The sequence below is a fragment of the Pristimantibacillus sp. Z349TD_6 genome (genome assembly GCF_056173205.1).
Genome location: NZ_CM149662.1, coordinates 7,591,705 through 7,605,930 on the forward strand (window position 1 = coordinate 7,591,705; position 14,226 = coordinate 7,605,930).

The following is a 14,226-nucleotide window of genomic DNA, read 5'->3' on the forward strand; positions in this document are numbered from 1 at the left end:
TTTTTAGAAGCAGAAGATTCACAGTTAGAAAGAAAAATCAACTATTAAACATGTTATAATAGGTGTCTAATTTTATTCAGCGATACAGTAACAAATAAGGAGTGTACCTCATGAATTCAATATTGTTTATTGCAGCGTGGGCTATAGTTGGCATTTCTATTGGCGGTTTAATCGTGGTTTTTAAAAATAGAGCTAAGAAATAAGTATAAGCTAGCCTTCTTTACAATAAAAAAAGACTGTGCTTGGGTCGCCATAGCAACCTAAGTACAGTCTTTCTCTTTATAATATAAAATGATAGATATCATTATTGCTCTTCAGACTCTTCCTCAGCTGCTTCTTCTTCAGCTGACTCTTCTTCTGCTTCCTCAGAGGCTTCTTCCTCCGTAGCTGCAGCAGCTTCTTCCACTTCTTCTTCCAGTTCAGCCTCAACAGCTTCTACTACTTCTTCAGCTGGAGCCTCTTCCGAAATCAGTTCAGCGGTTTCTTCCACGCCTTCTTGAACTACTTCTTCTTCTTGGCTCATGTTTATTCACCTCCTACTTCTTATTACCTTAATTGTAGCGCTTTCATAGAACTAAACAAGAGGTGTAAAATGTCGTTTCATAGGAACTATTTTCGCATTTTGTATTGTTCGATTCCATTTGCGTTTCTTCGACTTTTTTTCCCCGCCAGAGGTCTAGTACTTCGTTCCGACTTACGGCGGTTTTGCATAACAGATGAACTAGATAAGATGTATAACGACTAGTAAAATCGCTTCTATAATATAACTGTATATGGTGCTATCATTACTTTCAGGGGGCTCATTCCATGCATTATTTATTCATTTATTTTGAACTCGGCACGTTAATGCTCTTTGTCATTTTTTCATTAATCGTTGCTGCCAAAGCATCAAAACTTGCTTATAGCCAAACCGAGCAGCAGCTTAATTACAAAACACGAAAGCTGTTATTTTGGTCTGTTTGCTTAAGCTTTCTTACGGTGGGAATTGCTGGAGCGGATTTAATACTGGCTTCGATGACGCATCCTCAGTTTTGGACACATCGGCTGCTCATTCACACGCCGTTTGCCATCATTCCAGTGCTGCTCATTTGGCTTGGTTCATACCCAAAAATGCGCAGGCTCATACGGCGAACGAACGCCCGGACTGAGAAGGCTAATGATGTAGCACGGCGCCGCCAAGCATCCGATCCCGTACTTATTGTTCCCTTTCAGCTAGCACCGCTTTGCTCATTTGCCATGCTTTATTTTGCTTTTATTCCGCCTCATTCATTCCGCTGGTCTTTCGTGACAATGACGACCACCTTCTTTTTGTTTATTGCTTGCATCGTCTGGATGCTTCAAACTCACCGCAACCAGCTTGCAGCGGAGGCACCACCCGTTTACCGCCCTTGGCTGCGCAAATTGCGCCATACTGGCGTTCTACTCGTTGTTATAGCCATACTGGGCATTCCCTTTATGATGGCCTTTGAGGGCAATCGCCTGTCTGAGCGGCTAAGCATTATCCCCGACGGAATAGATGAATCCTTTTCTCTGCATCCCTCGGAGCGCCAAATTGTCATCCAGCACTGACAACCCCTATGCAGAGGAGGAGTGAGTACTAGACTTTAGTCCAGCTAACCATTTTACCTACAGCAGGAGGACAGTTAATTTCATTGTATGCTATGCTGAATTCAGCCAAGCAAAAACGCCTTCAGCATCCTCTGGATACTGAAGCAGCTTTGACAGAGAAATATAAGAAAAGTAGGAGCAATTAATATACTTTCTTATATTTTAATAAAACGTTGATTGGGGTGCAATAAAACAATGAAGCTAAAAACCATTAGCGGGTTTGTCCTCCTGCTGCTCGGAGCTGTGTTATTTCTAAACCAAGGCGAAGAATTCGGCCCAGGCAAAATATTTGCCTACTTCTGGCCATCGTTATTCGTCATACCCGTTGGGCTTTTCTTTCACTGGCTGTATTTTTCTATGATTGGCAGACGTGGATCAGGCCTATTAATTCCGGGAGGCATTTTGTTCACTGCAGGTGTCGTTTGTCAGATCGCTATGTTATTCAACAATTGGGGGTACATGTGGCCGGGCTTTATTCTCGCCGTCGCCGTTGGCTTGTTCGAATTTTATTGGTTCGGCAATCGGAACAAATGGCTGCTTATTCCCATTAACATTTTGACTGTGTTGTCAATTCTCTTCTTCGCCGTCTTCTCCATTGGCTCCCTCTACAGCAAGTTTTTGCTCAGCCAGCCGATTATTGCGATCATCCTTATTCTCTGCGGCGCTGTCATCCTGCTGACGAAGAAGAAAGACATTTAACAACTCCCTCCTATGGTATGGTATAATCACATGCATCGCGAACCTAAGCACATGCTGCTTACGAGGTGGTTTGCTTCGCAAACCTAAGATTATGCTTACGAAGTGGTTTGCTTCGCAAACCTAGGATTATGCTTACGAAGTGGTTTGCTGCGCAAACCTTTAGGAGGAAATAAAAGATGTTGTCTTTTGAACAAAAGCTTGCAATAATTGAAGGCTTTCCTGAATTAGAACGGAAGGATGTTTCACTTGGCCGCACGAACTTCCATTACGAAGAAAGCGCACATGAGAAAAAGTCGGTCGTGCACCATCTACATCCGAACGGAAACGGTTATGTTTTCGCTGGCTTAGTTAAGGGTGTAGCAACCGATGACAAAGGCCTAGTCAACATTCGCGATTTCAACGAGGAAGAGCTTCGCTCGCTTATTGAGAAATCGATCCATTCTCTATCCATCGCACCGCCAGAGAAACCGGAATCGAAGAAAAAGAAAAAGCAAAAGGCACCGCAAGAAGAGCGCTGGATCGGACCGGACAATGCTGTGCTAACACTGCTGTTTGAAGAAGATCTTTGGTATCTATATGCCGATTTGAATCTGGAATCCGCTTTCGAGACCTACGAGGAAGCTGAGCAGTACTTAGAAGAAGAGCAATTCTCACGCGCCTAGCCGATACATGGCAACGAATGTTTGTTCATAGGTACCAAAATCCGTATTGCTTCATAAAAGGAGAAACGATCGCTGTTTCTCCTTTTTTCTGTGCGCCTAAACAGGATTTTTGTCATTCCGTGTCTAATTGTAAGTAGGAGCATCTTAGACCGTGGGAGGAATTATTTTTGTCGATTAAAGCTAAGCTATCCTTCTCCATATCCATAATAGTAGCTGTCATACTGACACTAAGCACCTTGCTCTATTACTACACAACAAAAACTGAAGCTGAGGCTAATCTAGAAGTTCAGTTTACTAATATTGCAAAGCAAATAAGCAGTACGGTCGAAGCGTCAGAGAACGCCCGCCAGTACATGGAGGACACGCTTGGCGACAAGCTGCGCATTGCCTCTCTAGCGGCAAAGTCACAGCTGGATCCCGAAATTAAAAATGTAACAAATGAGCAGCTCGTCAAGCTTAGCGCTCAGCTTGGCGTCGATCATATTACATTATGGCAGCGCTTTGGAAACGATGTTGTTGCGAAACGTTCCTCAGATCCCAATGAAATTAATATGAGCTCAAAAACCTGGGATTATTGGCATGTTGCCTTTTTACAGCTTTTCGACAAACATGAAGTAAACATTGTACAAGGTCAGAAGCTCAAAAACTTCTGGTCAGGCCCGTTTAATTTCTCAACGTCGGATCCGTCCGAAATTCGCAAATGGGGCTATTACCATGACGGTTCAACAAACTATATCATCAATCCATACGTCAACGCTCAGGTGCTGCTTGATTTCGACTATACCATTGGGACAGATGCAATCGTTAACAAGATCATTGCCGACCAATCCGATATTCTAGAAGTTACCGGATTCGACCTTGAGTTTTACGGCAAGGACAAAATTATTAAATACAAACAAGGCATTCCCGTTTACAACCTCGACGTTCGAGCCATCCCGTTTGGCGACTATAACTATCAGGATCAATCAAACGATTTTTTAAATATTCAACAAGTCAATAAAACCGGTAAGAGCCTTACTGTCAAAAGAAACATCAACGGCGTTCCGGTTATCAAAAACTTTATCCCGATTAAGACGAACAAAAACTATGTGTTTAGCGTTGTTTTTGATCAGAAAGCGATTCAAAAACCCGTTAATCAGCTGCTGGTTATGCAATTTGTCATTTCACTTGGGCTCGTGCTTATTACGATGATTGCGAGCTATTTCATAGCCGGCTTCATGCTGCGCGGTCTGAATCAAGTTATTCGTAAAGTAAACGCGATTGCTGCAGGAGATTTTGGGGAAGTCATTACGATACGCAGCGAGGATGAGTTAGGCTTGCTTGCCTCTCGTGTCGACACGATGGGCAATAATCTAAATCATTATACAACTCAGCTTAAAGCTGCTGCGGAAGAGCTGCAAAGCACGAAGCAGTATTTGGAATCCTTCGTCAATCATACATCGGACGCCATTCATGTCACTGATTTGGAAGGCCATGTCATACAGGTCAATATCGCTTTTGAAAAAATGTACGGCTGGAGCCAAGAAGAAGCGCTTGGCATCACGCTTGATAACGTTCCGCGAGGCTACTTAAGCTCACACCAAGAGCTTGAGGCCACTGTACTGCGAGGCGGCTCTGTAACAGACTATGAAACTGTGCGTTACAGTAAATCCGGCAATCTCATCGATCTCAGCATTACGATTTCTCCTATTCGCGACGAGCTGGGCACCATTATTGCGATTGCCACTATATCTCGGAATATTACTTCACGCAAACAAACAGAAGAAATTATTAGGCGCTCTGAGAAGCTATCGGTCGTTGGTCAAATCGCTGCGGGCGTGGCGCATGAGGTTCGCAATCCGCTTACGACACTGCGTGGCTTTGTACAGCTGCACAAGCAGACCGGCTCGTTATCGCCAGCTCATCTTGAGATTATGCTTGGCGAGCTCGATCAGATTAATATGATCGTGAGCGAGTTTCTCGTATTCGCTAAGCCGCAGGCCACGATCTATCAGCCTGTGAATATCATCCGCCTCGTTGGCGATATTATGATGCTGCTCGATTCAGAGGCAAAGATGAGCAATGTGCAGCTTGCCCTGCTCGCGGAAGCCGAGCTTCCTGAGGTGATTGGCGAGGCTAATCAGCTGAAGCAGGTTTTCGTAAATATTATGAAAAACGGCATTGAATCGATGACCAGCGGCGGTGTGCTTTCCGTAAAAGTGGCGTGTGATGCTAATAAGGTAATCATCCTGCAATTTATCGATCAAGGCTGCGGAATTGCCGAGAGTGATTTGCTTCGCCTAGGAGAGCCTTTCTTTACGAATAAAACGAGCGGAAATGGTCTCGGCCTTATGGTAAGCCAACAGATTATCGCTGCGCATAAGGGCACCATTGTGTTCCACAGCGAGCTTGGCTCAGGCACCTGCGTTGAAATATCATTGCCAACGGACAGCTAGGATAACGACCTTGCTGTCCGGTTTTATATTATTTTGTAGAAAATTAAGCTACTATGGTAAAATGTGTCCGTAGCCTATTACCCATCCATAGTTTTTTTTAATAAGTACGTATTATCATTCCGCTACATTGGGAGTCGCTTATGTCATGACTATGAATTCCCCTATGTCACAGTATATTATTATTGTCATTATTTCAGGCGTTCTTAGCGTGCTGCTTGCCATATATGCTTATTACAACAAGACTAAATTTTCGGGCATGAGCGTGTTTATGTGGATGACCGCTCTATCAGCCGTATACACCTTTGCTTTCGCATTTGAGCTTGCCAGCGATTCGCTTCAAGAAATCCGCTTTTGGTTAAACATTGAATATATAGGCATGCCCTTTATCGCTCCTTGCAGCCTCCTGCTCATCATGCACTATGTTGGGCTAAATAAATTCAATACGTTCAAAAAATCATGGGTCTTATTCGTTATTCCTGCCATAACGCTGCTCATGGTTACTACCAACGAATATCATAATCTCTTTTATAAAAACTTATATTTGCGGCCTCATGTTGCTACAACAGTGGTGGATGTAGTGCCTGGCATCTGGTATTACGTGCATGGCGGATACACTTTTGGATCTATGCTCGCCAGCTTGTTTATATTAGCGCGCCATTGGCAGAAGACAAAATCCATTTATCGCAAGCAAATGCTCACACTGGCAGTAGGCATTTCGCTCCCTATGCTAGGTGCGCTTATGTATGTGCTTGGTCAAACTCCGCTTGGGATGGACCCTGTTCCGATTCTTATGTGTGTGACATCCATATTGTATGTTACATCCATATTCTCGACTGCGCTGCTGACCGTTGCGCCTATCGCGCGGGAACATATTTTTGAGAGCATGCGCGACGGCGTTCTCGTTCTTAATTTAGAAAACCAAATCATGGACTTTAATGGCGCAGCCACAACGATTATTCCTGCGCTTACTCCTTTAGCGATTGGCCAGAAGCTGGATCACATCTGGAAGCGCGGAGCCGAATCAGGGGCCTTTTCCTTCGGAATGGACGAAACCGGAGAGTACGAGCAGGAGTTCAAATGGATTCGAGGCGGGGAAACGTTCTACTACCGGATAAGAGCCTCCAACTTATTAAAGCCAAATGGCCAGCTTGCTGGCAGAACCATCGTGATGATCGATGTGACGGAATACACGCTGCTTCAGAATAAGCTGCGCCATCTCGCGGAAATTGATGGGCTTACTTCTATTTATAATCGAACCTTCTTTATGGAAAAAAGCAGACAGCTGCTTTCCTCTGCCCATGAAACGAAGCAGCCGCTTTCGTTTATTTTGTTTGATATCGATTATTTCAAACAAATCAACGACCGTTATGGGCATAGCTTAGGCGATTTTGCATTGCAGCATGTCGTTATGATTTGCCAGCAAACGCTCCCGGCTGATGCCTTATTCGGACGTTATGGCGGAGAAGAGTTCGCTATAAGCTTGCCGAATACATCACTTGTACAAGCTGGTCAAATCGCTGAGCAGCTCCGTGCAGCCATTGCCGGAAATCCGCTCTACAGCGCGGCTAGAGCGATATCCATAACCGCTAGCTTCGGGGTCGCTGAGGCAAAAACCGCCGATGTTCCGCTTGAAGCGTTATTAAGTGAAGCAGACGTGGCACTCTACCAATCCAAGCATAGCGGAAGAAACGCTGTGCATTTGTCCAATCAGGACCGTGTACATGCAAATCAACAAAAATAACCATACTAGCATGAAAGAGATAGGTGGGATGACTTCATGTTTAAATTTGCCGCCTTGCGCGACATATTGCGTTTTCGGCCAAGTCCTCCGCAAGTGATGACCTTCGGCTTTATATTTCTCATATTGATTGGCGCCGAGCTCTTATCGCAGCCTATATCTTATTCGAATGACGTTTCGCTTTCTTATCTGGACGCTTTGTTTATGTCCACCAGCGCAATTTGCGTAACAGGACTTACTGTATTAAATCCCGGCACTCATTTTTCCACATTCGGTCAGGTTGTCATCATCGCATTAGCCCAAATCGGCGGATTAGGTTTTATGACGATGGCAACCTTATTTGCTTTGCTGTTTCGCAAGCGCATTTCGTTTCGGGAGCGGCTCGTGCTGCAAGAATCCATGAACTATGGCTCAACAGAAGGCATCGTACGCATGATTCGTAAAGTTCTACTCTACGCTCTAGTCATCGAGTTAACCGGGGCGCTACTGCTTAGCAGCTATTTCATGCTGGAAATGCCGGTCGGGAAGTCGATTTATTTTGGCATTTTCCATAGTATTTCTTTTTTCAACAATGCTGGCTTTGATTTGTTTTCCCAATTTCCCGAACGGGCAAGCAGTCTCATCCATTACGTAGAGGACCCGTTTGTAAATATCGTATCGATGCTGCTGATCTTTTTTGGCGGAATCGGGTTTATCGTCATATCAGAGCTCGTGAACTATCCAAAAAACAGAAAGCTCAGCTTACATAGCAAGGTTGTCTTGTCAGTTACCGGCCTTCTCACCGTAGTTGGCGCGATTGTTATTTTTGCCTTGGAGTTTTCCAATTCCAGTACGCTTCACCCGCTAACCGCAATCGGAAAAATTCTTGGCGCCTTGTTCCAATCGGTTACAGCTCGTTCAGCTGGTTTAAGTACGGTTGATCCCAGCATGCTGCGAGAGGTCACTCAGTTTTTCATCATTCTGCTTATGTTTATCGGCGCGGGCCCCGGCTCAACGGGCGGCGGTATTCGTGTAACGACCTTCGCTATTCTCATTGGAGCAATCGTAGCGATGATGAGGGGAAAAGAAGATGTTGTCTTGTTCCGTTATCGCATTTCCAAAACCCAAATTCATCAAGCGATTATGTTCACTATGATTGCGTTCTCGATTATTTGCGGGGCGACCATGCTTCTCTCCATCACAGAGACAGGGTCTTTTCTTGCCATATTGTTTGAAGCGACCTCGGCCTACTGTACGGTCGGCATGTCAGCAGGACTAACGAGCCACTTGAGTGAAATCGGAAAAATTATTATTATTTTGCTTATGTTTGTCGGACGGCTAGGGCCTGTCACGTTGGCCTTTGCGCTTAACACGCGTACCAAAAAAGAGCTCTACCGCTACCCTGAAGGCAAAATCACGATTGGGTAGGCTCGCATTTGCATCGATAATCTAGTGAATGATACGATAGCTAAAGGCTAGTCGTTCCGGAAGGCTACTAAAGGAGTTAACGTCATCATGATTAAAAATTCACATAACGATTCGATACTGAAATTTCGTGAGGAATGGCGCAATAGCAGTAAACGAGTGCTGATCGTGACTGCGGTTGATGCCGAGCGCGATGCGGTTCTTCGCGGGCTAGATGAATTAAACCGTGTCGACGTCATAACGGCTGGAGTAGGCGCAGCGTCGGCGGCAGCACGCACAGCGGCGTACTTAACGGCGGCAGCTGAATCCTACGATTTGGTTATAAGCGCTGGCATTGGCGGCGGTTTTGTCGGAAAAGCAGAGATAGGCTCATTAGTCGTTGCCGACCTCATTGTTGCTGCTGACCTAGGTGCCGAGACGCAGGATGGTTTCCTTAGCTTGGACGAGCTGGGGTTCGGTTCAGCACGTATTGCTGTAAGCACGACTTGGAATGATCGTTTGTATGCTGCTATTCAATCAGCCGGCTTATCGGTTTGCAGCGGCGCTATTCTTACCGTTACAACAGCAACAGGTACGGCTGAGACCACTGCTGCGCTAAGCAAGCGGATCAGCGGCGCGTCTGCGGAAGGAATGGAAGGCCATGGCGTAGCAGTAGCTGCATCCGCACTTGGTATTCCAGTTACTGAAATTCGCTCGATATCCAATGCGGTTGGACCGCGGGATCGCTCCGCATGGCGCATTGGAGAAGCATTAGCCTCATTAGAAGCAGCTAGTAAAGCCATACGGGAGGTTTTTTAAAATGAATATCGCTTATTCACCCTGTCCAAATGATACTTTCGTTTTCCATGCTTGGGCGCACGGGCTTATTCCGGGTGCACCTGAGCTGGACGTTACCTATGCCGATATCGATATTACGAACAATTGGGCCGCAAAAGGCAAAGGACCCGAAGTCATGAAAATATCTTACGCTGCACTCCCTTGGGTGTTGGAAGATTATAAGCTTCTACCTTGTGGAGGCGCACTGGGCAGAGGCTGCGGACCGCTCGTATTAACTGCCGGAGAAATAAAAAATGCTTCTGATCTAGCAGGCAAACGAGTAGCTGTACCAAGTGAGCGCTCAACCGCTTATCTTTTATTCCGATTATGGGCGGCTCAGCATATTCCGAACGGGGATCTCGAAATTGTCGTCATGCCCTTCCACGAAATTATGCCTGCCGTTCGCGATGGTCAAATCGATGCGGGACTCGTTATTCATGAAGCCCGCTTCACTTATCCCACATATGGGCTCAGCATGCTGACTGATCTGGGCAGCTGGTGGGAATCAGATACAGGCTTGGCAATTCCGCTTGGAGCCATCATTGCCAAGCGCTCGCTGGACACAGATGCCATTACCAATTGGGTTCGCGAATCTGTTGAATATGCATGGGCTAATCCCGAGGAGTCTCGCCCCTATATTATGATGCATGCGCAGGAGCTCTCACCAGACGTTGCGCAGGCGCACATCGATTTATACGTCAATGAGTTTACTGGAAATCTTGGTGACGACGGGTATGCCGCGATAACTGCACTGCTTGGCCGTGCTGCTGAAGAAGGGCTCGTCCCAAGCTTTGACTTGTCACTGCTGCGCTAGCGCAAAGCTATTTAAAAACGAAGGCCTCGCAGCAGACCCGCTCCCATCTACACTGCACTTACCTGCAATGTAGCGACTCATCAGACGACTGCTTGTGAGCTGCGTTTTTTGCAGCAAGATTAACAACAATACCCCCAATTCCGACGAATTGGGGGATTTCTATTATAATGGCTTCAACAGAGCAAAAGCGCTGCCTTACTTTTCACTAGCCTTGTTTTCACACGCAAACCGATCTGTTTAGTCCGCACCCAAAAAGAAGAGGGTGCGCCTAAAGTAGATAAATCTACATAAGGCGCACCCTCTTCTATCACAGCTGCACTCTGACCTCACTTGCTGGAATCCTTTTCTATGACCGTAAGCGGGCCAAACGGGTCCGCAGATGAATCTTCATCTGCTTCGACAAAGCGCTTAAGCGCAAACAGTTTATTTTCCCAATAACGCTCATAATAGGCCAGCCATCGCTTCAGCTCAAGGAGAGGCTCAGGGTCGAGCCGGTAACGCGTTTCCCGTCCAACCTTCCTATCCTTAACGAGTCCAGCATCCGCCAAAACACGCAAATGCTTCGAAACCGCCGTACGACTCATCGTGAAATGACCGCTTATAACGGTAACCGGCAGCTCCTCATCCCCAAGCAAATGCAGCAGCTTGCGACGCGTTGGGTCAGCAATAGCCTGAAACACATCATGCTTTGGTGCGGGCTCAGCCATATTAGGCCTCTACATAAGCGCTAAGTTTCTGAACAAGACCAACCCAGCCGCCTGACATGCGATCACGAACCTCTGCATGCGACTGTCCGAACTCAGTAACTTTGTTCGCATCCCAGCCAGAGTGAACAAGGGTGAATTCCGTTTTACCTTGCAAATCAGACAGTTCGAAGCTGAGCGACCAATCCTTGCCCCATTCAAAGGTTAGGCGAGTCGGCGGTTCAAGCACGGTTACTTTGCAGGGGGAATTCCCGAAAGGTCCCGCTTCCAAATGAAATTCATAACCAAGCTCCGCTTGAAAATTGTTCGGCATAAACCATGCGGCAATACCCTCGGATGTTGCAACAGCATCCCATACTTTTTGAATCGGCGCGTTAAGTATCAGCGTTTGTCTAATATCAGACAGCGTACCTTGTGTATTATTGTTTTCCAACTCATGACCTCCATTTAATGTATCTTGGCAGTTTATAGACAACAATATGAAACCATTTGGTTTCGTAATGAGATTATATAACACCTTTTGGTTGCACGTCAAATAGGTAAACCAAGCCAATCGCTAGTTTACCCATTTGACTCTTCCCTTATTTCATATCGTATTATAGAACCTGCCTCATTAGTGAAGTGCGCCAAACGACTGCTTACTTTAAGCTAAACACGCATATCAAACGTCCGATCCGAATTTGCCACTTGCCCTATCGAAGCTTTTGGCGCCACTGCGCTGACATACAGAAAAATAATGAACACCATTTGAACAAGCGGCAGTACTGAATTGTTTCACTTTTTGTACTTATGCCTTCGTCATCGCTTCCGCCCATTTGCCGCCTACCAGCTTCCCGTTAGAGAAAGCCGCGGTGCGAGCCGGAGCATAAGCCAGTGCATGCTTCGCATTCAGCGCAGCTACCAGCATAAAGCTGGCAGGATCGCCTGCTTTGGGCGCAAGTGTCCCCGCTGAAATAAGCGGATAGGTTTGCAGCAGCTCGTCATCAAGTATCCAGCCGAATTTTTCTGCCAGCTTCGCACCTCTTGCTAGCAAATCGCCGTTGCCGAATGGGCTCCAAGCATCGAGAATATTATCCGAGCCGACGTGTACGCGAACGCCTTCTGCTACAAGCTGATCTACGCGAGGCATTGGTCTATCGAGTGGAACGCTCGTAATGATCGCTACGTCATTTGCCTTAAGCTGCTGAGCGAGCTCTTTAGACTCTCCTTCGCTCACTTGCCCTAAGCAATACGCATGGCTAACTGCTGTTCTTCCGCCTTTATTCGCTTGTGCCGTCAGTTCAGCAAAGCGGCTTATCGTATATAGACCTAAGTGGCCGGGATCATGCAAGTGAAGGTCAACGCCCACATTAAACTCTGCACTAAGCTCAAACATAGCTTCAAGACTCCGATCGACTTTGCGATCAAGCCCCGCCGGATCAACACCGCCGACATATTCGGCTCCAGCACGCATAGCTTCCTTCATCACCTGCAAGGAATCGGATCGAAGCAAACCCTGCTGCGGGAATGCAACGATCTCCATTTCCATAACTCCACGGTACTCTTCCCGCACGGTTAGCACATCCTCCAAATGCGAGATGCCGAGCTCTGGATCAACATCTACATGCGTCCGGATTTTGGTGGTGCCATGGCTGAGGAGCAAATCGATTAGACGACGCGCACGTTCGGCTGCCGTAGTCGGCAGTGAAGCCAGCATGGACTTCTCAAACGCCAATTGTCCAAGCAATGTGATAAAGGGCTGCAGCGGCTTCCACGGCTCGCCCAAAAAATGTTTGTCCAAATGGATATGCATATCGGTCGTCGCAGGCAAATACTGCAATCCCTCAGCATCCCTTACGCTTCCTGTATTCACGCCAGCAGAATCATTATTGCTTGACGTTATTTCTGAAATCGTACCCTTCTGTAAGTCTAATGTCATATCAAATAATTGATCATTAATAAGAACTCGATTTAGTTGTGTGATGTTCAACTTTTCCACCCTCTGCCATTTTATTGGATTAATATGTGCCTAGTTAGGCTGTTATCATACGAGCATTCTGTAATTATACGGACATTCTATATCAACGCTTAGGCTTGTAAAAAACCTTGCAAGCTGCTCGTGACACGGGTTTCTGCCACCTTAACACCACGTTTCCATACCGTTCTGTGCTCCGGCTTACCGAGCAGAATGTCCCGTTCAGACGGTTCTGCAAATAACACCATATCAGCTTCTGAGCCCAGCTGCAGTCCATAGCTCTTGACCCCAAGCGCTCTTGCGGCTCCCACTGTCAGCATCTTAATCAATTGGCGAGCATCGCCTTCACCACCCATATATGCGGTTACTGCAAGCAGCCATGCGATCTCCAGCGGATCAGCTTTGCCAAACGGAGTAAACGGGTTGCGTATATTGTTAACGCCGACAACAACGTTCACCCCCTTCTCAAGCAGCATACCTACCGGTGTTAGCCCGCGTCGCTGCTTCTCCTGATCACCTCTGCCGCCAATAAACAAGTCGGTGGCCGGCAGTGTCATGATATGAAGATTGGCTTCCTTAATCAGATCAGCAACAACTTCCGCTTGCCTGCGTTCCAGCGAACCGAGCGAGGTTACATGCCCTGCGGATACAAGGCCTTGCATCCCTGCTGCAATCGTTCTGTCAGCAATTTTAACAATTGCAAGCTGTTCGGCGTTATCCGAGAAATCAGCGTGAAAATCGATCGGCTTGCCGTATTTCTCCGCAAGTTCAAATACATACTGCAGATGCGCTTCAAGGTCATCATCCTGATACGTTATGCCGCCTACCACATCGCCTCCGGAACGCATGGCTTCATCCATGAGTTCAGCCGTACCTGGACTTTTGAATATACCCTCTTGAGGAAACACTACAATTTGTATATCAAGGGCGTGTTTCACCTTCTCCTTCAGCTCAAGCACAGCCTCAAAGGCTGTCAAACCAAGGATAGGATCAACCTCCACATGGCAGCGCATATGCGTGACACCGCTGCGAATCGCTTCACGAATAACAGCAAGCGAACGCGACTTCATATCTGCCGGGGTGAAGTCATGCTTCATATCCGCGGTCATGCGAATCGCCTCAGATAAAGAGGCTGCTTCCTGAGCCATTCGCGAGAGCAGATAAGATTTCTCCAAATGAATATGCGGCTCTACAAAACCCGGCAGCAGCATCCCGCCAGCAGCGAACTCTATGAGCTGTGCTTCGGGTACAAATTCGCTCCCGCTTGGCGCTAGATACTCGATCTTTCCCTGCCGCACTCCAATATCCATGAGCCTTGTTTCATTCCGTAAACGAACTTGTGTGAGAAGTGAATCCAGCAATGTCCTCACCTCCGATTATCATGTGGACGAT

The 14,226-nt window shown here is 46.7% G+C and carries 13 protein-coding genes; 8 read left to right on the forward strand and 5 right to left on the reverse strand.

Going from position 1 to position 14,226, the window contains the following annotated elements:
* Nucleotides 1-304 precede the first annotated feature (304 nt).
* The gene (locus AC0VYE_RS32910) at nt 305-523 is read right to left on the reverse strand and encodes a hypothetical protein (RefSeq protein ID WP_076266376.1); all 219 of its coding nucleotides are present in this window, start codon (nt 521-523) and stop codon (nt 305-307) included.
* A 284-nt stretch (nt 524-807) separates the two neighbouring features.
* Between AC0VYE_RS32910 and AC0VYE_RS32915 the strand changes: the two genes are divergently transcribed.
* The 8 genes from AC0VYE_RS32915 (at nt 808) to AC0VYE_RS32950 (ending at nt 10,176) form a co-directional block, all read left to right on the forward strand.
* Complete coding sequence (locus tag AC0VYE_RS32915) at nt 808-1,569, forward strand: hypothetical protein (RefSeq protein ID WP_076266377.1); 762 nt, start codon at nt 808-810, stop codon at nt 1,567-1,569.
* Nucleotides 1,570-1,803: 234 nt separating this feature from the next.
* On the forward strand, nt 1,804-2,307 hold the full coding sequence (locus tag AC0VYE_RS32920) for a hypothetical protein (RefSeq protein ID WP_076266378.1): 504 nt from the start codon (nt 1,804-1,806) through the stop codon (nt 2,305-2,307).
* A 176-nt stretch (nt 2,308-2,483) separates the two neighbouring features.
* A complete protein-coding gene (locus AC0VYE_RS32925; protein ID WP_076266379.1) occupies nt 2,484-2,969 on the forward strand; it encodes a hypothetical protein in 486 nt (161 codons plus the stop codon).
* Nucleotides 2,970-3,136: 167 nt separating this feature from the next.
* Complete coding sequence (locus AC0VYE_RS32930) at nt 3,137-5,404, forward strand: PAS domain S-box protein (RefSeq protein WP_076266380.1); 2,268 nt, start codon at nt 3,137-3,139, stop codon at nt 5,402-5,404.
* Nucleotides 5,405-5,549: 145 nt separating this feature from the next.
* Nucleotides 5,550-7,145: a histidine kinase N-terminal 7TM domain-containing diguanylate cyclase gene (locus AC0VYE_RS32935; RefSeq protein ID WP_083681628.1), complete on the forward strand. Its 1,596-nt coding sequence runs from the start codon at nt 5,550-5,552 to the stop codon at nt 7,143-7,145.
* Between the two features lie 36 nt (nt 7,146-7,181).
* Complete coding sequence (locus AC0VYE_RS32940; protein WP_076266381.1) at nt 7,182-8,549, forward strand: TrkH family potassium uptake protein; 1,368 nt, start codon at nt 7,182-7,184, stop codon at nt 8,547-8,549.
* Nucleotides 8,550-8,636: 87 nt separating this feature from the next.
* On the forward strand, nt 8,637-9,344 hold the full coding sequence (locus AC0VYE_RS32945; RefSeq protein WP_475445018.1) for a futalosine hydrolase: 708 nt from the start codon (nt 8,637-8,639) through the stop codon (nt 9,342-9,344).
* A gap of 1 nt (nt 9,345) precedes the next feature.
* Nucleotides 9,346-10,176 carry a 1,4-dihydroxy-6-naphthoate synthase gene (locus AC0VYE_RS32950; protein WP_076266382.1) on the forward strand — a complete coding sequence of 277 codons (831 nt, stop codon included), beginning with the start codon at nt 9,346-9,348 and terminating at the stop codon, nt 10,174-10,176.
* Between the two features lie 326 nt (nt 10,177-10,502).
* On the opposite strand, the gene AC0VYE_RS32955 is transcribed toward AC0VYE_RS32950, so the two are convergent.
* From AC0VYE_RS32955 to AC0VYE_RS32970, 4 genes are all read right to left on the reverse strand, one after another.
* Nucleotides 10,503-10,883 (reverse strand): ArsR/SmtB family transcription factor, encoded by a 381-nt coding sequence (locus tag AC0VYE_RS32955; RefSeq protein WP_076266383.1) that lies wholly within the window; start codon nt 10,881-10,883, stop codon nt 10,503-10,505.
* A gap of 1 nt (nt 10,884) precedes the next feature.
* Nucleotides 10,885-11,313 (reverse strand): SRPBCC family protein, encoded by a 429-nt coding sequence (locus AC0VYE_RS32960; RefSeq protein ID WP_076266384.1) that lies wholly within the window; start codon nt 11,311-11,313, stop codon nt 10,885-10,887.
* A 354-nt stretch (nt 11,314-11,667) separates the two neighbouring features.
* Nucleotides 11,668-12,849: an amidohydrolase family protein gene (locus AC0VYE_RS32965; RefSeq protein ID WP_475445020.1), complete on the reverse strand. Its 1,182-nt coding sequence runs from the start codon at nt 12,847-12,849 to the stop codon at nt 11,668-11,670.
* A 98-nt stretch (nt 12,850-12,947) separates the two neighbouring features.
* The gene (locus tag AC0VYE_RS32970; RefSeq protein ID WP_475445022.1) at nt 12,948-14,195 is read right to left on the reverse strand and encodes an amidohydrolase family protein; all 1,248 of its coding nucleotides are present in this window, start codon (nt 14,193-14,195) and stop codon (nt 12,948-12,950) included.
* Nucleotides 14,196-14,226 lie beyond the last annotated feature (31 nt).

Excerpts from the sequence above, each read along its gene's own strand:
- AC0VYE_RS32915 (WP_076266377.1), top strand. The coding sequence starts at position 808 with ATGCATTATTTATTCATTTATTTTGAACTCGGCACGTTAATGCTCTTT.
- AC0VYE_RS32940 (WP_076266381.1), top strand. The coding sequence starts at position 7,182 with ATGTTTAAATTTGCCGCCTTGCGCGACATATTGCGTTTTCGGCCAAGT.
- AC0VYE_RS32920 (WP_076266378.1), top strand. The coding sequence starts at position 1,804 with ATGAAGCTAAAAACCATTAGCGGGTTTGTCCTCCTGCTGCTCGGAGCT.
- AC0VYE_RS32925 (WP_076266379.1), top strand. The coding sequence starts at position 2,484 with ATGTTGTCTTTTGAACAAAAGCTTGCAATAATTGAAGGCTTTCCTGAA.
- AC0VYE_RS32955 (WP_076266383.1), bottom strand. The coding sequence starts at position 10,883 with ATGGCTGAGCCCGCACCAAAGCATGATGTGTTTCAGGCTATTGCTGAC.
- AC0VYE_RS32945 (WP_475445018.1), top strand. The coding sequence starts at position 8,637 with ATGATTAAAAATTCACATAACGATTCGATACTGAAATTTCGTGAGGAA.
- AC0VYE_RS32910 (WP_076266376.1), bottom strand. The coding sequence starts at position 523 with ATGAGCCAAGAAGAAGAAGTAGTTCAAGAAGGCGTGGAAGAAACCGCT.
- AC0VYE_RS32935 (WP_083681628.1), top strand. The coding sequence starts at position 5,550 with ATGACTATGAATTCCCCTATGTCACAGTATATTATTATTGTCATTATT.
- AC0VYE_RS32950 (WP_076266382.1), top strand. The coding sequence starts at position 9,346 with ATGAATATCGCTTATTCACCCTGTCCAAATGATACTTTCGTTTTCCAT.